Annotated in this window: 19 protein-coding genes and 1 other RNA gene; 4 read left to right on the plus strand and 16 right to left on the minus strand. The window is 62.5% G+C overall.

Going from position 1 to position 19,666, the window contains the following annotated elements; all coding sequences use genetic code 11:
- Position 1 precedes the first annotated feature (1 nt).
- The 14 genes from GCU53_RS07060 to rsmI form a co-directional block, all read right to left on the minus strand.
- Positions 2–949 (minus strand): D-alanine--D-alanine ligase, encoded by a 948-nt coding sequence (locus tag GCU53_RS07060; protein ID WP_152386985.1) that lies wholly within the window; start codon positions 947–949, stop codon positions 2–4.
- Complete coding sequence (gene murC / locus GCU53_RS07065; RefSeq protein ID WP_152386986.1) at positions 946–2,412, minus strand: UDP-N-acetylmuramate--L-alanine ligase; 1,467 nt, start codon at positions 2,410–2,412, stop codon at positions 946–948. The genes GCU53_RS07060 and murC overlap by 4 nt, the downstream gene beginning before the upstream one ends.
- The gene (murG, locus tag GCU53_RS07070) at positions 2,405–3,475 is read right to left on the minus strand and encodes an undecaprenyldiphospho-muramoylpentapeptide beta-N-acetylglucosaminyltransferase (protein ID WP_152386987.1); all 1,071 of its coding nucleotides are present in this window, start codon (positions 3,473–3,475) and stop codon (positions 2,405–2,407) included. The genes murC and murG overlap by 8 nt, the downstream gene beginning before the upstream one ends.
- Positions 3,465–4,685, minus strand: coding sequence for a putative lipid II flippase FtsW (ftsW, locus tag GCU53_RS07075; protein ID WP_152386988.1), 1,221 nt, complete (start codon positions 4,683–4,685; stop codon positions 3,465–3,467). The genes murG and ftsW overlap by 11 nt, the downstream gene beginning before the upstream one ends.
- A complete protein-coding gene (murD, locus tag GCU53_RS07080) occupies positions 4,685–6,031 on the minus strand; it encodes a UDP-N-acetylmuramoyl-L-alanine--D-glutamate ligase (protein ID WP_152386989.1) in 1,347 nt (448 codons plus the stop codon). The genes ftsW and murD overlap by 1 nt, the downstream gene beginning before the upstream one ends.
- A 9-nt stretch (positions 6,032–6,040) precedes the next feature.
- Complete coding sequence (gene mraY, locus GCU53_RS07085; protein ID WP_152386990.1) at positions 6,041–7,123, minus strand: phospho-N-acetylmuramoyl-pentapeptide-transferase; 1,083 nt, start codon at positions 7,121–7,123, stop codon at positions 6,041–6,043.
- Positions 7,124–8,491, minus strand: coding sequence for a UDP-N-acetylmuramoyl-tripeptide--D-alanyl-D-alanine ligase (locus tag GCU53_RS07090; protein WP_152386991.1), 1,368 nt, complete (start codon positions 8,489–8,491; stop codon positions 7,124–7,126).
- Positions 8,484–9,947 (minus strand): UDP-N-acetylmuramoyl-L-alanyl-D-glutamate--2,6-diaminopimelate ligase, encoded by a 1,464-nt coding sequence (locus tag GCU53_RS07095; protein ID WP_152386992.1) that lies wholly within the window; start codon positions 9,945–9,947, stop codon positions 8,484–8,486. The genes GCU53_RS07090 and GCU53_RS07095 overlap by 8 nt, the downstream gene beginning before the upstream one ends.
- Complete coding sequence (locus GCU53_RS07100; RefSeq protein ID WP_152386993.1) at positions 9,947–11,686, minus strand: peptidoglycan D,D-transpeptidase FtsI family protein; 1,740 nt, start codon at positions 11,684–11,686, stop codon at positions 9,947–9,949. The genes GCU53_RS07095 and GCU53_RS07100 overlap by 1 nt, the downstream gene beginning before the upstream one ends.
- Positions 11,683–11,976: a cell division protein FtsL gene (ftsL, locus tag GCU53_RS07105; RefSeq protein ID WP_152386994.1), complete on the minus strand. Its 294-nt coding sequence runs from the start codon at positions 11,974–11,976 to the stop codon at positions 11,683–11,685. Before ftsL ends, GCU53_RS07100 begins: the two co-directional genes overlap by 4 nt.
- Positions 11,973–12,914 (minus strand): 16S rRNA (cytosine(1402)-N(4))-methyltransferase RsmH, encoded by a 942-nt coding sequence (gene rsmH, locus GCU53_RS07110; RefSeq protein WP_152386995.1) that lies wholly within the window; start codon positions 12,912–12,914, stop codon positions 11,973–11,975. The genes ftsL and rsmH overlap by 4 nt, the downstream gene beginning before the upstream one ends.
- Positions 12,915–12,916: 2 nt before the next feature.
- Complete coding sequence (mraZ, locus tag GCU53_RS07115; RefSeq protein ID WP_152386996.1) at positions 12,917–13,375, minus strand: division/cell wall cluster transcriptional repressor MraZ; 459 nt, start codon at positions 13,373–13,375, stop codon at positions 12,917–12,919.
- A gap of 296 nt (positions 13,376–13,671) precedes the next feature.
- Positions 13,672–14,030: RNase P RNA component class A (gene rnpB / locus GCU53_RS07120), an RNA gene on the minus strand.
- Positions 14,031–14,099: 69 nt separating this feature from the next.
- A complete protein-coding gene (gene rsmI / locus GCU53_RS07125; protein ID WP_152386997.1) occupies positions 14,100–14,963 on the minus strand; it encodes a 16S rRNA (cytidine(1402)-2'-O)-methyltransferase in 864 nt (287 codons plus the stop codon).
- 118 nt (positions 14,964–15,081) lie between these two features.
- Here rsmI and GCU53_RS07130 point away from each other — a divergent pair, with 118 nt between their 5' ends.
- The 4 genes from GCU53_RS07130 (at position 15,082) to GCU53_RS07145 (ending at position 18,515) form a co-directional block, all read left to right on the plus strand.
- Positions 15,082–16,905 (plus strand): penicillin-binding protein activator, encoded by a 1,824-nt coding sequence (locus GCU53_RS07130; RefSeq protein WP_152389813.1) that lies wholly within the window; start codon positions 15,082–15,084, stop codon positions 16,903–16,905.
- A gap of 1 nt (position 16,906) precedes the next feature.
- Complete coding sequence (locus GCU53_RS07135; protein ID WP_152386998.1) at positions 16,907–17,269, plus strand: YraN family protein; 363 nt, start codon at positions 16,907–16,909, stop codon at positions 17,267–17,269.
- 122 nt (positions 17,270–17,391) lie between these two features.
- The gene (locus GCU53_RS07140) at positions 17,392–17,985 is read left to right on the plus strand and encodes a phosphoheptose isomerase (protein WP_152386999.1); all 594 of its coding nucleotides are present in this window, start codon (positions 17,392–17,394) and stop codon (positions 17,983–17,985) included.
- Positions 17,982–18,515: a BON domain-containing protein gene (locus GCU53_RS07145; protein WP_152387000.1), complete on the plus strand. Its 534-nt coding sequence runs from the start codon at positions 17,982–17,984 to the stop codon at positions 18,513–18,515. The genes GCU53_RS07140 and GCU53_RS07145 overlap by 4 nt, the downstream gene beginning before the upstream one ends.
- A gap of 50 nt (positions 18,516–18,565) precedes the next feature.
- Here the strand turns inward: GCU53_RS07145 and GCU53_RS07150 are convergent, their stop codons facing one another.
- On the minus strand, positions 18,566–18,973 hold the full coding sequence (locus GCU53_RS07150) for a ClpXP protease specificity-enhancing factor (protein ID WP_152387001.1): 408 nt from the start codon (positions 18,971–18,973) through the stop codon (positions 18,566–18,568).
- A gap of 10 nt (positions 18,974–18,983) precedes the next feature.
- Positions 18,984–19,607 (minus strand): glutathione S-transferase N-terminal domain-containing protein, encoded by a 624-nt coding sequence (locus GCU53_RS07155; protein ID WP_152387002.1) that lies wholly within the window; start codon positions 19,605–19,607, stop codon positions 18,984–18,986.
- Positions 19,608–19,666 lie beyond the last annotated feature (59 nt).

The raw sequence follows: 19,666 nt of genomic DNA on the forward strand, positions 1-19,666 counted from the left end.
CTTAGCCCCTTGCCTCGACGCTGTCGGCCAGAACCGCCAGCACCAATTGCTGGAAATCCAGTCCGGCAGCGCGTGCAGCCATCGGCACCAGACTATGATCGGTCATGCCCGGCACCGTATTGACCTCGAGCAGCCAGAAGCGGCCCTCGGCATCCTGCATCACGTCGACCCGGGCCCAACCCTGCACACCCACGGCTTCGCAGGCACGCGAACACAACCCCTGCAACTCCGCCTCCTGGCCGGCGTCGAGCCCACAGGGAATCCGGTACTGGGTATCCGAAGCCAGATACTTGGCGTCGTAATCGTAAAAACTGTGCGGTGTACCCAAGCCGATCGGGGGCAGCACCTGGCCGCGCAGCAGGGCGACGGTGAACTCCGGCCCCTGGATCCATTGCTCGACCAGTACCTGGGGGTCATAGGCACGGGCAGCCTGCCAGGCGGCAATCAGCTCGTCGAGATCATCCACCTTGGCCATGCCGATGCTCGAGCCCTCGTGGGCCGGCTTGACGATCAGCGGAAAACCGAGAGCCTGCGCAGCGGCACGGCAATCGGTTTCGCAGGCCAGCACCGCGTGGCATGGCGTCGGCAGACCCAGACTCTGCCACACCTGCTTGGTGCGCAGCTTGTCCATCGCCAGGGCGGAGGCGAGGACACCACTGCCGGTGTAGGGAATGCCGGCGCATTCGAGCAGGCCCTGCATGCTGCCATCCTCACCGCCACGGCCATGCAAGACGATGAAGGCACGATCGATCCGCTCGCGGCTCAGTCGCTCGAGCAGGTCGTCGCCGACGTCGATGCCAAAGGCATCTACCCCGGCGCTCTGCAGCGCCTCCAGCACGGCCTGGCCGGACTTCAGGGAAACCTCGCGCTCGGCGCTCTTGCCGCCGAACAGTACGGCGACACGACCGAAGGCTTGCGGAGCCAGTGTGGATTGCAGGGCGTGAGTCATGACGTTTCCCTCTGGGCGACCGCTTCGGGCTGGCCGCCGAACAACGGATTCAGGAGCAGTTGCGGAGCCAGGCCACCGATATCACCGGCGCCCTGGCAGAGCAGGATGTCGCCGGGACGCAGCAGCGGCTTGAGCAGCGGCGCGATATCCGCACCACGCTCGACATAGATCGGATCCAACTGGCCGCGCTGCCGGATGCTGCGGCACAGGTTGCGGCTGTCGGCCCCGGGAATCGGCTCCTCACCGGCCGGGTAGACTTCCATCATCAGCAATACGTTGGCGTCGGACAGAATCTGTACGAAGTCGTCGTAAAGGTCGCGCGTCCGGGTGAAGCGATGCGGCTGGTAGACCATGACCAGACGCCGCTCCGGCCAGCCGCCACGAACCGCCTTGATCACCGCAGCGACCTCGCGTGGGTGATGACCGTAATCGTCGACCAACATCACGCTGCCGCCTTCGACCTGCAGCTCGCCGTACACCTGAAAGCGCCGGCCGACACCCTGGAAGCCCGACAGTCCCTGGATGATGGCGTTATCGTCGATGCCTTCGTCGCAGGCGATGGCGATGGTGGCCAGAGCATTCAGCACATTGTGCACTCCCGGCATGTTGACCGAGACTTCGAGCGGTGCACGCCCCTGACGCAGTACGGTGAAGTAGGTACGCATTCCGGCCTGGCGAATGTCGATGGCGCGCACATCGGCATCTTCGCTGAGGCCGTAGGTGATCGTCGGGCGGGCAACCTGCGGCAGGATCTCGCGCACCACCGGATCATCCACGCAGAGCACCGCCAGCCCGTAGAACGGAAGGTTGTGCAGGAAATCCACGAAGGTCTTCTTCAGCCGGCTGAAGTCGCCTTCATAGGTATCCATGTGGTCGGCATCGATGTTGGTGACCACGGCCACCAGCGGCTGCAGGTGCAGGAAGCTGGCGTCGCTTTCGTCGGCCTCGGCAATCAGATAGCGACTGCTGCCGAGTTGAGCATTGGTGCCAGCGGCGTTCAGACGCCCGCCGATGACGAAGGTCGGGTCCAGCCCGCCGGCAGCGAACACCGAGGCGATCAGACTGGTAGTGGTAGTCTTGCCATGGGTACCGGCCACAGCGATGCCATGCCGGTAACGCATCAGTTCGGCAAGCATCTCCGCCCGCGGCACCACCGGAATACGTCGCTCCAGAGCAGTCGCCACCTCAGGATTGGAACTGTTCACCGCACTGGAAACCACCAGCACGTCAGCGGTGGCGGCATTCTCAGCGCGATGGCCGATGTAGATCTTCGCGCCGAAGCTTTCCAGACGCGCGGTGACCGGCGAGGCCTTGAGGTCGGAGCCGGAGACTTCGTAACCCAGATTCAGCAGCACCTCGGCGATACCGCACATGCCAACCCCGCCGATACCGACAAAGTGAATGCGTCCGATACGACGCATGCGACGGATTTCAGCCTGGATCGCATCCTTGGACTTAACCACGCGCCACCTCCAGGCAGATATCCACGACCGTGCGGGTCGCCTCGGGTTTGGCCAGACGGCGAGCACTGTCGGCCATGCTTTCGAGTCGCTCGGGATGCATCGATACCTCGGTCAGGCGTGCGGCCAGATCGGCAGCCGCCGTGGTCGCTTGGGGCAGAAGGAAAGCCGCGCCCTCCCGTGCCAGATAATCGGCATTGCGGGTCTGGTGATCGTCGATGGCATGGGGCAGCGGCAGCAGCAGTGCAGGTAGCCCGGCAGCAGCCAGTTCGCTCACGGTCAAGGCACCGGCACGGCAGACCACCAAGTCGGCCCAGGCGTAGACGCGAGCCATGTCCTCTATGAAGGGCACGACCTCGGCTTCGACTCCGGCTTCGCGGTAACGCTCCGCGGTGATCGCGTGGTGCTGTCGGCCAGCCTGATGGAGGATCTCCGGCCGCTGCTCTGCAGCAATCAATGCCAGTGCCGCAGGCAGCAGCTTATTCAGGGGCTCGGCACCCAGGCTTCCGCCCAGGACCAGCAGCCGCAGCCTGCGTCCGTCGAGGGCCTGGCGCGGTGCTTCCAGAAAAAGCTCGGGGCGCACCGGATTGCCGGTGGTACGACGCTTGCCGGCAGCACCGAAGGTATCCGGAAAGGCCTCGCAGACCCGACTGGCGAGCGGCGCCAATGCCCGGTTGGAAGTACCGGCCACGGCATTCTGCTCGTGGATGATCAGAGGTACACCGGCCAGCTTCGCCGCCACGCCGCCAGGACCAGTGACGAATCCGCCCATGCCCAGCACGCATACAGGACGCAGCTCGCGTATGATCCGACGGGCCTGGAACAGCGACCGAAGCAGATGGAATGGGGCCTTGAGCAAGACACCCGGTCCCTTGCCTCGCAGCCCGGCGATCTGGATCCGATGCAGCGGCAGCCCGGCCGAGGGCACCAGATCGTTCTCGATCCCGCGCGGCGTGCCCAACCAGTGCACGGCATAGCCACGCGCCTGGAACTCGCGGGCACAGGCAAGCGCCGGGAACACATGGCCCCCGGTACCACCGGCCATGATCAGTACATTAGCGCCCATCGGCTTGCTCCTCATGATCCTCGGCGAAATCCTTCTCGCTGAAGCGTGCGTTCTCGTTGCCCAGTTGGGTACGACGCTCCCAGTCCAGACGCAGCAGCAGGCCCAGGCTGACACAGCAGATCACCAGCGAGCTGCCGCCATAGCTGAGGAAGGGCAGGGTCAGCCCCTTGGTCGGCAGGAGGCCGACATTCACCCCGATATTGATGAGAAACTGGCCGATCCACAGGAAGGCCAGACCATAGGCCACATAGGCCGAGAAATACTGCCGGGCCCTCTCCGCCCACAGCCCGAGGTAGAGAGCCCGCACGCAAACGAAGGTGAACAGGCCAAGGGTCGCCAGCGCACCGAACATGCCCAGTTCCTCGGCCAGTACGGAGAAGACGAAGTCGGTATGTGCTTCCGGCAGGTAGAACTGCTTCTGCACGCTGTTGCCGAGTCCGACCCCCAACCATTCGCCACGGCCGAAGGCGATCAGTGCCTGAGTCAACTGATAGCCGGCCCCGAACTGGTCGGCCCAGGGATCGGTGAAGGTGATCAGGCGCTGCAGGCGGTATTCCTGAGTCTGCACCAGCACGAACACCGCAGCGACAGCGGCAGCAGCCAGCAGGGTGAAACGGAACAGGCCGACTCCGCCGAGGAACAGCATCGCCGCGGCGGAGCCCAGCATCACCACGGTGGCGCCGAAGTCCGGCTCCAGCAGCAGCAGTCCGGCAAGCGGAATCAGTACGATGATCGGCTTGATGAAGCCGATCCAGCGGCGGCGCACTTCATCCTCGCGGCGTACCAGATAACCGGCGAGATAGATCACCACGAACAGCTTGGCTATCTCCGACGGCTGGACGTTGAAGGCGCCGAAGCCAATCCAGCGCATCGAGCCGTTCACCTCGCGGCCGATACCCGGGACCAGCACGAGGATCAGCACACCGAAGGCAGCCAGAAGCAGTTTGCCGCCCATGCTCTGCCAGGTTTCCAGCGGTATCAGCATCACCACGCCACCAGCGACGATGCCGATCAGCAGATACACCAGATGACGGACCATGTAATAAAAGGTGTTGCCGGCTTGCACCGCCGCCACCTCGGAGGATGCCGAGGTGATCATCACCAGGCCCAGGCCGAGCAGGGCCAGGCAGCCTGCCAGCATTGGGAAGTCGACATCGAAGCCGCGCCGGTTGAATACCGGGGATGGATAGGGACGCAGCAGGGCGAGCATCAGGAAAGCACCTCCACCGCCCGAGCGAACTGCTGCCCACGTTCCTCGAAGCTCCGGAACATGTCCAGGCTGGCGCAGGCTGGCGACAGCAGTACGGCATCGCCCGCCTCGGCCAGGGCAGCCGAATGCTCAACCGCTTCCGCCAGCGTCCTGACCCGGACCAGCGGTACGACGCCATCCAGCACTGTCGCAATGTGCTCGGCATCGCGTCCGAGCAGCACCACGGCGCGACAATGCTCGGCGACCGGCTGGCGCAGGGTGGAAAAGTCCGCCCCCTTGCCGTCGCCACCGGCGATCAGTACCAGCTTGCCGTCGATGTCCGCCCCCAGCCCCTCGATCGCTGCCAGCGCAGCACCGACGTTGGTCGCCTTGGAGTCATCGTAATAACTCACCCCGCGCCGCTCTCGCAGCCACTGGCAACGGTGTGGCAGTCCGACGAAGCTCTTCAGGGTCTCGAGCATCGGCGCGAACGGCAAGCCGGCCGCATGGCCCAGCGCCAGTGCCGCCAGGGCGTTGGACTGGTTGTGGGCACCACGGATCTTCAGCTCGCGGACCGGCAATAGCGTCTCGAACTGGAAGGCCAGGTGCTTCTCGCCGCTCTCCTCCAGCAGACCGAATCCCTTGAAGTCCGGCTTGCCGAGACCGAAGGTCCAGCACGGCAGCTGGTCGGCGACCAGCGGGCGGGACAGCGCATCGTCCCGGTTCACCACCACCTGGCGGGCACCGCGGAAAATGCGATGCTTGGCCAGATGATAGGCCTGCAGATCGGCATAGCGATCCATGTGGTCTTCGCTGACGTTGAGGCAGGTGGCGACCTCGGCATTCAGCCGGTCGGTGGTTTCCAACTGGAAGCTGGAGAGCTCCAACACATACAGTTCGACGCCGTCGTCCAGCAGATCGAGGGCCGGCGTGCCCAGATTGCCGCCTACCGCCACGCGCCGGCCGGCCACCCGGGCCATCTCGCCAACCAGGGTGGTCACCGTGCTCTTGGCGTTGGAGCCGGTAATGGCGACGATCGGCGCCTTGGCATGACGGGCGAACAACTCGATGTCGCCAGACAGCTTCACCCCGCGTGCTGCCGCCTCCTGTAGCGCCGGCGTCGCCAGCGCCAGTCCGGGACTGACGTAAAGCTCGCTGGCACGACAGAGGAAATCCACGTCCAGGGTACCGCAGCGCACTTCGACCTGAGGGAACTGCGCTCTCAGCGTGGCCAGCTCCGGAGGATTGGCGCGGGTATCGACCACAACAAAATGCACGCCCTGACGCGCCAGAAAACGCACCAGGGACATGCCGCTCTTGCCGAGGCCAACGACAATGCGGAACTGGTCAGAAGCGATCAGGTTCATTTCCTGCCCTCAGCGCAGCTTCAGAGTCGCCAGGCCGATCAGCACCAGAACCACGGTGATGATCCAGAAACGCACGATCACCCGTGGCTCCGGCCAGCCCTTCAGCTCGAAGTGGTGGTGGATCGGCGCCATGCGGAACACGCGCTTGCCGGTGAGCTTGAAGGAAGCAACCTGGATCATCACCGACAGGGTTTCCATGACGAACACCCCACCCATGATGAACAGCACTACCTCCTGACGGACGATCACGGCGATGGTGCCGAGCGCCGCTCCTAGCGCCAGGGCCCCCACGTCCCCCATGAAGACCTGAGCCGGATAGGTGTTGAACCAGAGAAAACCGAGGCCGGCGCCAATCAGCGCACCGCAGAATACGATCAACTCGCCGGCACCCGTCACGCTCGGGATCAGCAGATATTCGGCAAATTTCACGTTGCCGGACAGATAGCAGAAGATGCCCAGTGCGCCACCGACCATCACCGTGGGCATGATTGCCAACCCGTCGAGGCCGTCGGTCAGATTCACTGCATTGCTCGAGCCAACGATGACGAAATAGGTCAGCACGATGAAGGCAGCGCCGAGGGGAATCTCAATGGTCTTGATCAACGGCAGGATCAGAGTGGTTTCAACCGGGGTCTGCGCAGTCATATAAAGGAAGAGCGCGGCGCCGAGCCCGAAAACCGATTGCCAGAAATACTTCCAGCGGCTCGGCAGGCCGCGGGAGTTCTTCTCGATCACCTTGCGGTAGTCATCGACCCAGCCGATGGCGCCGAACAGCAGGGTCACGGCCAGCACGACCCAGACGTAGCGATTGGACAGGTCGGCCCAGAGCAGGGTGCTGATGGCGATGGCGGACAGGATCAGCGCACCGCCCATGGTCGGCGTGCCCTTCTTCGACAGGTGCGACTGCGGACCATCGTCGCGTACCGCCTGGCCGATCTGGCGGATCTGCAGGATCCGGATCATCCAGGGGCCCAGGCACAGCGCCAGGACCAGGGCAGTCAGCACCCCGAGAATCCCGCGCAGTGTCAGGTACTGAATGACCGCGAAACCGGTATGGAACTGTTGCAGATACTCTGCCAGCAGCAGCAGCATTTAATGAATCTCCTCGCCGGAACCGCAGAGAGCCGAGACGATCTTGTCCATCGCCGCACTTCGCGAACCCTTGATCAAAATGGTGGTATCAGGATGCTGCTCGCCGCGCAGGGCCTCGAGCAGGGTGGCCTGGTCGGCGAAATGCCGGCCGCCCCCTCCGAACGCCGCGACCGCATGGGCCATCAGCGGTCCCACGGCATACAGGGCATCAACCTTGCCGGTGGCATAGGCGCCGACCTGGCGGTGGCCCTCCTTGGCCCAGGCCCCCAACTCGCCCATGTCGCCGAGGGCAAGGACAGTGCGTCCGGAAAAGCCGGCGAGTATATCGATAGCCGCGCACATTGACGCGGGATTTGCGTTGTAGCTGTCATCAATCACTCGTACGCCGCTCGGCGCAAGCTGCGCCACGGCGCGGCCTTTGACTGGCTGCAGGCTTTCCAGCCCGGCCTGAATTCCGACCAACGGCACACCCAGAGCATGGGCCGCGGCTGCCGCCGCCAAGGCATTGGCCACATTGTGCCGGCCGAGCAGATTGAGCTGGATGCGTGTCTCGCCAGCGAGCCCCTGCAGAGTGAAGGCCGGACAGCCGCGAGCGTCGGGCCGGATATCCCGCGCCTGGAAGTCGGCATCGGCCGCGTCCAGCGCAAAGCTCCACACACGCCGTCCAGCAGCGCGCCGCTGCCAGGTGGCAAAGGCCGCGTCGTCACGGTTGAGCACGGCAACGCCATCGGCCGGCAGGCCCTCGAGTATCTCGCCCTTGGCCTCGACGATCTTCTCCGGCCCACCGAACTCGCCGACATGAGCCGTACCGGCATTGGTGATGATTGCCACCTGCGGGTGGGTCAGGCCAACGGTATAGGCGATATCGCCAATCCGAGAAGCGCCCAGCTCGATCACCGCACCGACATGCTCGGGCGCCAGCTCCAGCAAGGTCAGCGGCACGCCCAGATCGTTGTTCAGGTTGCCGCGGGTCGCCAATACCGGGCCGCGGGTACGCAGGATGCTGGCGAGCATTTCCTTGACCGTGGTCTTGCCACTGGAGCCGGTCACCGCGGCCAAGGGGCCGCTGTAGGCCCGGCGGTTGAAGCTGCCCAGCAGGCCGAGGGCAACTCGGGTATCGGCCACCTGCAACTGCGGCAGTCCCGCCTCCGGTATCGTGCGCTGAACGAGGGCGGCCACGCCCCCCTTGATAGCAGCCTCGGCGAGAAAGGCATGGCCATCGAAGCGTGGTCCGACCAGCGCGACGAACAATTGTCCCGGACGGATCGCCCGGCTGTCAGTGCCGACCGAATCGAATGCCACATCGGCCCCTGCCAGGTTCCCCTGCAGCAGACCGGCGATTTCGCTCAGATACAAAGCCTTAAGCATGAGCTACTTCCCAGGCGTGCAGGGCCTTGGTGGCCTCCTCGATGTCGGAAAAAGACTGGCGTACGCCGTTGATCTCCTGGTAGTCCTCATGCCCCTTGCCAGCTAGCAACAGCACGTCGCCCACCTCGGCACCGGCAATCAGGCGAGCAATGGCCTGGCCACGCCCATGCATGTAGGCAACTTTTTCCGGCGCGCTGATACCGCTGTGGATATCGGCGAATATCTGTTCCGGAGATTCGGTGCGGGGATTGTCGTCCGTGACCAGTACCGCATCGGCCAGGCGTTCGGTGACCGCAGCCATCAGCGGACGCTTGCCTCGATCACGGTCGCCGCCGCAGCCGAACAGGCACAGCAGACGCCCGCGAACATGCGGACGCAGGGCCTCCAGTACCTTCTCCAGGGCATCCGGGGTATGGGCGTAATCCACCACGACCAACGGCCTGGAGCCGCCGCCCAGGCGCTGCATGCGCCCGGCCGGAGCCTGCAGTTGCGGCATGACGTGGAGGATTTCGTCCAGTGCGTAATCCAGCCCCAGCAGCGCACCGATCACTGCCAGCAGGTTGCTCAGATTGAAGCGTCCCAGCAGCGGGCTGTGCAGCAAGCCTTCGCCCTGTGAGGTCACCACCTCGGCCCGCACGCCCTGCTCGTCGAAATGCACTTGGCGACAGTGCAGCTGGGCAGAGCGATTCTCCAGGCTGTAGCCAATCACACGAGACGCATGCGTCTCCTCGGCCAAGCGCCGGCCGAAGGCGTCGTCCAGATTGAGCACTCGGCAGCGCAGGCCAGGCCAGGCGAACAGTCGAGCCTTGGCCGCAGCATAGGCATCCATGGTGCCGTGATAGTCCAGATGGTCGCGGGACAAGTTGGTGAAGACCGCCATATCGAAGTCCAGCGCCGACACACGGCTCTGTGCAAGAGCGTGAGACGATACCTCCATGGACACCGCACGGGCACCGGCCTGCTTCAGGTTCGCCAGAGTTGCCTGCACACTGATCGGGTCGGGCGTGGTATGGCGGCCGCTCTGTAGCGCACCATGAAAACCGTTGCCCAGGGTACCTATGATGCCGCAACGCTCTTCGAACATATCCAGAGCCTGGGCGAGCAGCTGGCTGACGCTGGTCTTGCCGTTGGTACCAGTCACTCCGATCAGGCACAAGGCCCGGCTCGGCTCGCCATAAAAGCGGCCGGCAATCGCCGACAGCTGCTTGGCCAGTCCTCTGATGGGAACCAGCGGCATACCGCTGCCAGCGAACATCGTTGCCCCCTCGGCCTCGTAGGCCACGGCGGCCGCGCCCCGGGCGAGAGCATCGGCGATATGGCTGCGGCCGTCTTGCTGCTCCCCAGGGACGGCGAGAAAGAGATCACCGGGGCGTACCTGCCGACTGTCCAGGGTCAGCTCTCGGATCAGCACCGCACTCTCGGCCTGGGGCAACAGTTGATTGAGTGGCATGGGCATCAGATACGCTCTCCTTTGCCGGACACATCCTTGCCGGCAGTCTTCGTCTCAGCCGGCGGCGGCAGATTATCCGGTGCCACATTCATCAAGCGCAGCGCGCCAGCCATGACCCTGCCAAATACCGGCGCCGAAACCAGGCCACCGAAATAGGTGCCGTTGCTCGGCTCATCAATTACCACGGCCATGGCGATACGCGGGTTGCTGGTTGGAGCGAAGCCGGCGAACAGTGAGCGATACGACTTTTCCTTGTATCCCTTGGCACCCACGCTGGCTTTGCGTGCAGTACCGCTCTTGCCTGCCACGTGATAGCCCGGCACCTTGGCGCGGTATGCACCACCCGGAGCCTCGACAACTTGCTGAAGCATGCCCTGCATGGTCTTGGCAACGCTCGGAGAGATGACCTGCACACCCTCCGGCGCCTGCTCCTGCCGGGCCAGTGCCAGCGGTACCGAGCGCCCATCGTTGGCCAAGGTGGCATAGGCGTGGGCCAGTTGGACAGCCGTTACCGAGAGACCATAGCCATAGGACAGGGTGGCGGTTTCCGCCTTGCGCCACTCGCGATGATTGGGCAGGTTACCCACCCGCTCGCCGGGAAAGCCCAGACCGGTATCCTGGCCGAAACCAACACGCTGCATCAGCGAGTGGATGGATGCACCGCCGATATCGAAGGCCACCTTGCTCATGCCGACGTTGCTCGACTTGATCAGGATGCCGGTCAGATCCAGTACACCGCCCTCGGCGCGCGAAACATCGCGAATGGTGTAACGTCCGATCTGCAGCCGGCCAGGGGCCACTTCCACCTTGTTCTCCGGCTTCCAACGTCCAGTCTCCAGCGCAGCGCTCATGGACAGCGGCTTCATCGTCGAGCCGGGCTCGAACACATCGACCAGGGCACGATTGCGCATGGCCGCCGGGTTGAGATTGCGTTTGTTGTTCGGGTTGTAAGTCGGCTGATTGACCATTGCCAGCACTTCGCCGGTTTTCACATCGAGCATCACCAGAGTACCCGCCTTGGCACCGACCTCAGTGATAGCATTACGCAACTCCCGATGCGCCAGGTACTGCAGTCGCAGGTCGATGGATAGCGCCAGCGTCTTGCCGGCCTTGGCGTTCTGCACCACCTGCACATCACGGATCAGCCGACCGCGACGGTCCTTGAGCACTTGGCGCTTGCCGGGCACGCCAGCCAGCCATTCGTTGAAGGCCAGCTCAATGCCCTCGCGCCCATGATCGTCGATGTCGGTAAAACCCAGCACGTGGGCGGTGACCTCGCCTGCCGGGTAGAAACGCCGGAACTCTTCCAGGGCGTAGACACCAGGGATCTTCAAGTCGAGTACAGCCTGCCCCTGCTCCGGGGTCAGCCCACGGACCAGATAGGCAAACTCGCGCCCAGCCAGTTGCTCAAGACGTTCAGTCAGCGCTTTCTCGTCCTGCCCCAGAGCCTTGGCCAAGGTGGCCCACTGGTCGCGCGCACCGGCCAACTCCTTTGGATTGCCCCACAGGGTGGTGACCGGAGTACTGACTGCCAGCGGTTCGCCGTTGCGATCGGTGATCAGCCCCCGATGCGCTGGAATCGGGATGTGCCGCATGCTGCGCGCATCACCCTGCCCCTTGAGGAAATCGTGATCGAAGACGTGCAGGTCGACGATGCGCCAGGCGATGGCAGCCACCATCAGAGCCAGGAGAATCAGCACCAGACGGAAACGCCACGGATAGAGCGCACCCTCAAGCCTCATCATGGCGCCACCAGCCGTACTTCTGCTGCATCGGGAATACGCATCTTCAAGGTCTCAGCGGCCAGGGTCTCGACCCGGCTATGCGCGGTCCAGGTGCTCTGCTCGAGAATCAACCGGCCCCACTCGGCCTGTAGCTTGTCGTGCTCGCTCAGTTCGCCGTACAGGGCATTGAGCAGCTGGCGATTCCAGTAGGCGCTGTAGGACACCGCAATGGCCGAGAACAGGGAGGCAATGAAAAGCACCAGCATCAGCACACTGCCAGCTGGCATGGTCTTATCCGAAATGCGGCTCATCGCAGCTTCTCCGCCACACGCATGATTGCGCTGCGGGCACGCGGATTGGCCTTGAGTTCAGACTCGGAGGCATACTGCGGCTTGCCAATCAGCTTGAGGCGCGGCTCGAAGACAGCCGGGCGTATTGGTAGATCACGCGGCAGCTTGTCAGCCTCGCCCTTGGCCTGTCGCCGCATGAACCGCTTGACGATGCGGTCCTCCAGTGAATGGAAGCTGATTACCACCAGACGGCCACCAACCTCGAGCGCCTCTAGCGCAGCATCAAGCCCCCGCTCGAGGTCGCCCAGCTCGTTATTGACGTGGATGCGCAAGCCTTGGAAGGCACGCGTTGCCGGATTCTTGCCCTTCTCCCAAGCTGGATTGGCGGCAGCCAGGACCTGAGCCAGATCGGCAGTACGCTCGAACGGCCTATCCTGGCGGCGCTGCACCACGGCCTGGGCCATGCGCCTGGCAAAGCGCTCCTCGCCATAATCCTTGAATACGCGGGCAATTTCCTCGACAGAGGCTTGGGCCAGCCATTCGGCCGCACTCACACCGCGACTTGGGTCCATGCGCATGTCCAGTGGACCATCGTTGAGGAAACTGAAGCCACGCTCAGGATCGTCCAGCTGCGGCGAGGACACGCCCAGATCGAACAGCACGCCACTGACCCTGCCGATCAGCCCGCGCGCCACCATTTCGTCCGCCAGTTCGGCGAAACTGCGCTGGACGATGACGAAGCGGCCATCCTCGGCGGCCAGCGCCTGCCCGGCAGCGATTGCCTGAGGATCCTTGTCGAACCCCAGCAGAACACCTTTCGCTCCAAGACGTTCGAGAATCAGCCTGCTGTGCCCGCCTCGCCCGAAGGTGCCATCCAGATAGCAGCCGCCCTCCCGGACGGACAGAGCATCGACCGCCTCCTCGAGCAGCACGGTGATATGGCTGAAGCCGCTATTCATAGTCACAGGATCAAGTCGCGCAATTCGCCCGGCAGATCGCCGGGTTGTTGTTTGATAGCCGCCAGATCCGCATTTGCGATCGCGGTCCAGGCATCCTCGTTCCACAGCTGAAACTTGTTCAGTTGGCCGACCAGCATTGCGTGCTTGTCCAGACTCGCATGCTCCCGCAGGCGTGGCGGGACCAGGAAACGCCCGCTGCCATCCAGTTCGAGATCCACAGCATTACCAATCAAGAGACGCTGCAAACGGCGAGTTTCCTCACGCAGCGAGGGAAGCTCACGCAATTTGGACTCGATGAGCTCCCACTCCGGCAGGGGGTATATGCATAGACAGGGGTCCATCGCATCGATGGTGACGATAAGTTGCCCCGCCGAACGCGCCATGAATTCCTCACGATACCGGGCGGGCATCGAAATTCGCCCCTTGGCGTCCAGACTGACGGCATTTGCCCCGCGAAACACGGTCGCGCTTCCCCTGACTGCAAGCTTCCCTGCCCACTGAAACCCACTTTATGCCACTTCGTACCACCTTACGCACACTATAGGAACGCCCTACCCCACCCGTCAAGGCAGAGGAAAATGAAAAAATCCTTATGGGACGGCGATTTAGCTGACTATGAGAGAGAAAAATCGCAAGTAATGAGAAACAAGTTCAGCAAAATCAATAAGCTGAATTGCACACTTAAAGGCGATTATGAAGTAGAGGGCTTTCAGCCGCTTTTAGGACAGCTTCACGAAGGAGGGCGAGGAGAAAAAAGGGGAAGAGTCGGTCTGTAAGCCGGGTTCTGTCGAGGACAGTCATTCCTCTACGACGACCATCACTGGCCGCCTCTAGCAACCTACCCGGATCCAGCGCGGGCCACGCCAACGGATCCCTATTTGGTCTTGCTCCGAGTGGGGTTTACCTAGCCACGAACTGTTACCAGCCGCGCGGTGCGCTCTTACCGCACCTTTTCACCCTTACCGGCGCTTGCGCGCTTAGGCGGTTGTTTTCTGTGGCACTTTCCGTAGGCTCGCGCCTCCCAGGCGTTACCTGGCACTCTGCCCTATGGAGCCCGGACTTTCCTCCCTCCCATATTGCGGAACAATATGGAACGGCGACTGTCCGACCGACTCTCCGCCGACAAGGGTAATGCTCGCCGAAAACATCCGCAAGCGATCCTTCAATGCAGCATGCGGGCCAACCTCATCCTTGGCGCTCCAGAGCCGCCTGATAAAGCACATTCTTGCGCACCCCAGTAATCTCGGCAGCCAGCGCCACAGCCTTCTTCAAAGGCATCTCCTTGAGCAGCAGCTCAAGGACACGCAGCGCCGCCGTCGGCACAGCCTCCTCAGAAGGAGCCTGCCAACCAGCAACCAAAAGCACACACTCACCGCGCTGCTGATTGCCATCGGCTGCAACCCAGGCTCGCAGCTCACCAAGCGGCAATCCTTGGAAGGTTTCGAAAGCCTTGGTCAGCTCCCGCGCCAGGACCGCCAGACGATCACCTCCCATGACCCGCTCGAGATCCCCCAGGCATTCCAGCAATCGATGCGGCGCCTCGTAGAAGATCAGCGTGCGAGGCTCCTCCCTCACCTGTTCCAGACGCGCCAGACGCCCAGCCGTCTTGGCTGGCAAAAAGCCCTCGAAGACGAAGCGATCGGAGGGCAGCCCGGCAGCGGACAGGGCTGCGATCAATGCGCAGGGGCCTGGCACCGGAACCACTCTTATACCGGCAGCCCGCGCCTGACGCACCAGATGAAAACCAGGATCGGAAATCAGTGGCGTGCCGGCATCGGAAATCAGCGCGACATCCTCGCCAGCCTGCAGGCGCGCCAGAAAGCGGCCGCCCTGATCACGCTCATTGTGTTCATGACAAGCCATCAACGGCGTTGTAATGCCGAAATGTTGCAGCAGACGCGCCGAGTGCCGAGTGTCCTCGGCCGCGATCAGGACCACCTCGCGCAGCACTCTGAGAGCCCGTGCAGTGATGTCGTCAAGGTTACCAATCGGGGTAGCAACTACATAAAGGATGCCCGACCTTGGATTCAGAGCTGCAGACGTGGTCATGACACCCCCTAGTACAGTCGAAACGCGCATTGTAACCGGTTTAACGCCCATGACATCGCGCCCGGGACAAGGCTTGGGTACAATTCCTCACTTGTCCTTGAGCATCAGGAACGCCTCAATGATCGCCTGTCTGCGTCCTCTTCCCGCCCTTTTCCTTGCCGGCCTCTTGGCTGCCTGTGCCAGCTCGCCATCATCCAGACTGGGCGAGCTGCCCGCGCCGTCACAAGCCAGCGTCGAGCAACTGCTGCAACAGGCCAGCGAAAGCAAACCGGAAAAGGCCGCACTCCTGCGTCTGACAGCCGCCGATCAGGCCTACCGGCAGAAGGATCTGACCCAGGCCGTGCGCATTCTCGAACAGATCCCACCGGACAGCCTCAAGCCTGCCCAGCAGATCTTTGCCAGCACTCTCAGCGCAGAGATTGCCTTGGCCCGCAGCAAACCCAAGGTCGCGCTCAAGGCCCTCGATCACCCCAGCATGCAGCATTTGGGCGAACTGCCCATACAGCAGCAGATTCGCACCCAGCTCACCCGCGCGCGCGCGCTGGAAGCAGATGACCAGCATCTGAGTGCCGCTCGCGAGCGGGTGTTCATTGCCCCCCTGCTGAGTGAGTCGGCCGCCAGTGAAAATCACGAACGCATCTGGCGCCTGATCCAGGCTCTGCCGCTGGACGCTCTGAATGCCCCCGGCGAGGAGAATAGTGAACTGGGGGGCTGGCTAGCCCTGGCACACGCCACGAAGAGTGCTGGCACCCTGGAACTGCAGCAGGCCGCCATCGACCAGTGGCGCGCAGCTAACCCTCAGCATCCGGCAGCCATGCAATTGCCGGCACAGCTCAGCAAATTGCGGGAGCTGGCCAGCCAGCCCCTGAACAAGATTGCCCTGCTGCTTCCGGAGGAAGGCCAGCTTGCCTCGGTGTCACGCGCTCTGCGCAACGGCTTCATGGCCGCCCATTACCAGGCACAGCAACTCGGTCAGCGACAACCCAGCATCGAGCTCTATGACAGCAGCCGACTGACGTCCCTCGACGACTTCTATCGCCAGGCCCAGGCCGCCGGGGTGCAACTGGTCGTCGGCCCCTTGGAAAAGCCCTTGGTCAAACAGCTCGGCGATCGCGAGCAACTGCCGATCACCACCCTTGCCCTGAACTATGGCAACGTCGGCCAGGAAAGCCCGCCACAGCTCTTCCAGTTCGGCCTGGCTGCCGAGGACGAAGCTCGCGAGGCCGCTCGCCGCGCCTGGGCAGACGGCATGCGCCGGGGCGTCGTCATGGTACCCTCCGGCGAATGGGGCGACCGGGTACTTCAAGCCTTCCAGCAGAGCTGGCAAGCCACAGGCGGCAATCTGGTTGCCGTCGTGCGGATCGATCAGCCCGCCCGCCTGGCTCAGCAGATTGCCGAACTGTTCCAACTGCGTCAGAGCGAGGCTCGCGGCAAGCGACTGCAGAGCATGCTTGGCAGCGAGGTGGCTGCGCAGCCCTCGCGACGCCGTGATATCGATTTCATCTTCCTGGCCGCCACCCCACAGCAGGCCCAGCAAATCAAACCGACTCTCGCCTTCCAATATGCCGGTGATGTACCGATCTATGCCACCTCACACCTCTACAGCCCCAAGGAAGAACAGAACTATTACCTCGACCTCGAAGGCATTCAGTTCTGCGAGACACCCTGGCTGCTGAATACCAATCCGAACGACAACCTGCCGCAACTGGCTGGCAGCCAATGGCCCCAGGCCAGTGGCAGCCTGGGACGTCTCTATGCCATGGGAGCCGACGCCTACCGGCTCGCCCCGCGATTGACACAGCTCAAGGCGATGCCTGAAACCCGCATCGACGGTCTTTCCGGCAACCTGAGCCTGACTCCCGATCAGCGCATCCAGCGCCAGCTGCCTTGGGCCGCGTTCCGCGATGGCCAGATACAGCGCCTGCAGAACAACAGCTACTGACATGGAAAGGCAACGCAGCGGACGCGATGCCGAGATCCTTGCCCACCGCCATCTCACGGCACAGGGAATGCGCCTTCTGGCGCAGAACTGGCGCTGTCGATGCGGCGAGCTCGATCTGGTCATGCTCGACGGCGATACAGTAGTATTCGTCGAGGTGCGCTATCGGCGGCATTTCGCCTGGGGAGGCGCATTGGAGAGCGTCGATGCACGCAAGCGCATGAGACTCATCCGTAGCGCTCAGTATTTTCTGCAGCAAGAGCCACGCTGGGCCAGACATCCCTGCCGCTTCGATGTCATCGCCATCAATGGCGCCGATGGCGCATCCGGCCATCTGAGCTGGATTCGCAACGCCTTTGATGCCTGACTCTCCAAGCGCACCTGCCACGCTCCGGCAAGCCCGGACGCTCCGCAGCAGTTCCCACCGCACCATGAGCCAGAGCCGCCTCTCTGGCCACAGCGAACACCCAACGTTGAAGGTTATCGCCGATGGACATGCATTCCCGCATCCGCCAACTCTTTCAGGCCAGCATCGAAACCAAGCAACAGGCCACGGAGGTCATCCTCCCTTACATCGCCCAAGCCAGCGAACTCATGGTTCAGGCCCTGCTCAACGAGGGCAAGATCCTCTCTTGCGGCAATGGAGGCTCGGCCGGGGATGCGCAGCATTTTTCCTCGGAGTTGCTCAATCGCTTCGAGCGCGAACGCCCCAGCTTGCCGGCCATGGCATTGACCACCGACAGCTCCACCCTGACTTCGATCGCCAACGACTACAGCTACAATGAAGTCTTCTCCAAGCAGATCCGCGCCTTGGGCCAGCCCGGCGACGTTCTGCTGGCTATTTCCACCAGCGGCAACTCTGCCAATGTGATCCAGGCTATCCAGGCTGCCCATGACAGGGAAATGCTGGTGGTTGCCCTGACCGGCCGCGATGGTGGCGGCACGGCAGCGCTTCTGCTCCCCGAGGACGTCGAGATCCGCGTTCCCGCCAAGGTTACGGCCCGGATCCAGGAGGTGCACCTCTTGGTTATCCACTGCCTGTGCGATTTGATCGACAACCAACTGTTTGGAAGCGAAGAATGAAACGCTCACTTCTGATCATGGCCACCTTGGCGACAAGCCTCATCCTAGGAGGCTGCAGCAATCGCAGCATTGGCAATACCATCGACGATCAATTCATCGAGCCCAAGGTCGCCGAAAAAATCCGCCAGGCCCACGCCGACCTGGGCAGCGACACTTCGCATATCGTGGTCACAACCTACAATAGCGTCACCCTGCTTGCCGGCCAGACTCCTCGCACCGAACTCAAGCAACTTGCCGAACAGGCTGCGCTCTCGGTCCCAGGAGTAACGAGGGTGCACAATGAAATACAGATCCTCTCCCCCACGTCGCTCCTGGCGCGCAGCAACGACTCCTTGCTGACTACCAAGATCAAAACCCAGATGCTTGCCGACAACACGATCCCCGGCTCGAAAATCAAAGTGATCACCGAGAATGGCATCGTCTATTTGATGGGCTTGATTACCCGGCAGGAGGCAAATCGAGCGGCCAGTCTGGTTCAGGGCATTTCCGGCGTGCAGAAGGTCGTCAAACTGTTCCAGTACGCGGATTGAGAATAGGCACGAACAAAAAGGCGATCCAAGGATCGCCTTTTTATCAAGGGCTATTTGACCACCTTCAAACTGGGGCGCCCAGCCGGCCGCGGCGGCTCGCCACCTGAGGGACCGTCATCGTCCGGACCAGCAGTCCCCTCCGCGACTGGCGGCTCGATTTCGAAAACCATGCCCTGGCCATTCTCACGCGCATAGATGGCCATGACAGCTTCGGAAGGTATGTACAGGCTGTGGGCAACACCACCGAAGCGCCCCTCGAAACTCACCCCCTGATTGTCCATATGCAGATGCCGTACGGCGCTGGGCGAAATATTGAGGACAATCTGCCCATCATTCACGTAACCAGCCGGGACTTGAACATTCGGCATCTCGGCGTTGACTAGCAGATGGGGTGTGCAATCGTTGTCGACAATCCACTCGTAGAGCCCACGCAGTAGATAGGGACGACTGGAGTTCATATCAACCTCCTCATGTTGGCCGCATATTGCGTTCGATAGCGGACAGACTGGCCCGAAAGGCCTGGCGAGCGAACTGGCGCTCCATGTATTCGAGCAGCGGCTTCGCGCTGCGCGGCAGTTCTATACCCAGTAGCGATAGCCGCCAGAGGAGCGGCAATAGACAACAGTCCACCAAGCTTGGCTCGTCACTGAGAAAATAAGGCTTTTCAGCGAATAGGGGCGATACTTCGAGCAGGCTCTCCCGTAGCTCCCCGCGCAACTGGTTGCGTGCGCCTTCATCGGTGCGCACATCCAGAATTCGATCAGCTAGAACGCACCAGTCGCTCTGGATGCGATGCATCAGCAAACGACTGTTGGCACGAGCCACAGGATACACCGGCAGCAACGGCGGATGCGGATAACGTTCCTCAAGGTACTCCATGATCACCCCAGGCTCGTACAGGCACAGATCACGATCCATCAGCGTGGGTAGTGCACCGTAGGGATTGATCTCGGCAAGTTCGTCTGAGTTCTTTTCCGGATCAAGGTCGAGGATCTGGATGACAATTCCCTTCTCGGCAAGCACCATCCGGACACGATGGGAATAATGATCAGCCGGATCGGAATAACAGACCAACCGATTGGTCATGCCCATGGCAAACCCCTCGCTCGCAGGTCACATTTCCAGAATAAAAAAACACACGCGCCCCAAGG

The organism is Azotobacter salinestris (assembly GCF_009363155.1).
In the GTDB taxonomy this organism is placed as follows: Bacteria; Pseudomonadota; Gammaproteobacteria; order Pseudomonadales; family Pseudomonadaceae; genus Azotobacter; species Azotobacter salinestris.

Bases quoted from the DNA above. Each gene is read 5' to 3' on its own strand.
- GCU53_RS07060 (WP_152386985.1), bottom strand. From the start codon at position 949: ATGACTCACGCCCTGCAATCCACACTGGCTCCGCAAGCCTTCGGTCGT.
- murG (WP_152386987.1), bottom strand. From the start codon at position 3,475: ATGGGCGCTAATGTACTGATCATGGCCGGTGGTACCGGGGGCCATGTG.
- ftsW (WP_152386988.1), bottom strand. From the start codon at position 4,685: ATGCTCGCCCTGCTGCGTCCCTATCCATCCCCGGTATTCAACCGGCGC.
- murD (WP_152386989.1), bottom strand. From the start codon at position 6,031: ATGAACCTGATCGCTTCTGACCAGTTCCGCATTGTCGTTGGCCTCGGC.
- mraY (WP_152386990.1), bottom strand. From the start codon at position 7,123: ATGCTGCTGCTGCTGGCAGAGTATCTGCAACAGTTCCATACCGGTTTC.
- GCU53_RS07090 (WP_152386991.1), bottom strand. From the start codon at position 8,491: ATGCTTAAGGCTTTGTATCTGAGCGAAATCGCCGGTCTGCTGCAGGGG.
- GCU53_RS07095 (WP_152386992.1), bottom strand. From the start codon at position 9,947: ATGCCCATGCCACTCAATCAACTGTTGCCCCAGGCCGAGAGTGCGGTG.
- GCU53_RS07100 (WP_152386993.1), bottom strand. From the start codon at position 11,686: ATGATGAGGCTTGAGGGTGCGCTCTATCCGTGGCGTTTCCGTCTGGTG.
- ftsL (WP_152386994.1), bottom strand. From the start codon at position 11,976: ATGAGCCGCATTTCGGATAAGACCATGCCAGCTGGCAGTGTGCTGATG.
- rsmH (WP_152386995.1), bottom strand. From the start codon at position 12,914: ATGAATAGCGGCTTCAGCCATATCACCGTGCTGCTCGAGGAGGCGGTC.
- rsmI (WP_152386997.1), bottom strand. From the start codon at position 14,963: ATGACCACGTCTGCAGCTCTGAATCCAAGGTCGGGCATCCTTTATGTA.
- GCU53_RS07130 (WP_152389813.1), top strand. From the start codon at position 15,082: ATGATCGCCTGTCTGCGTCCTCTTCCCGCCCTTTTCCTTGCCGGCCTC.
- GCU53_RS07135 (WP_152386998.1), top strand. From the start codon at position 16,907: ATGGAAAGGCAACGCAGCGGACGCGATGCCGAGATCCTTGCCCACCGC.
- GCU53_RS07140 (WP_152386999.1), top strand. From the start codon at position 17,392: ATGGACATGCATTCCCGCATCCGCCAACTCTTTCAGGCCAGCATCGAA.
- GCU53_RS07145 (WP_152387000.1), top strand. From the start codon at position 17,982: ATGAAACGCTCACTTCTGATCATGGCCACCTTGGCGACAAGCCTCATC.
- GCU53_RS07150 (WP_152387001.1), bottom strand. From the start codon at position 18,973: ATGAACTCCAGTCGTCCCTATCTACTGCGTGGGCTCTACGAGTGGATT.
- GCU53_RS07155 (WP_152387002.1), bottom strand. From the start codon at position 19,607: ATGGGCATGACCAATCGGTTGGTCTGTTATTCCGATCCGGCTGATCAT.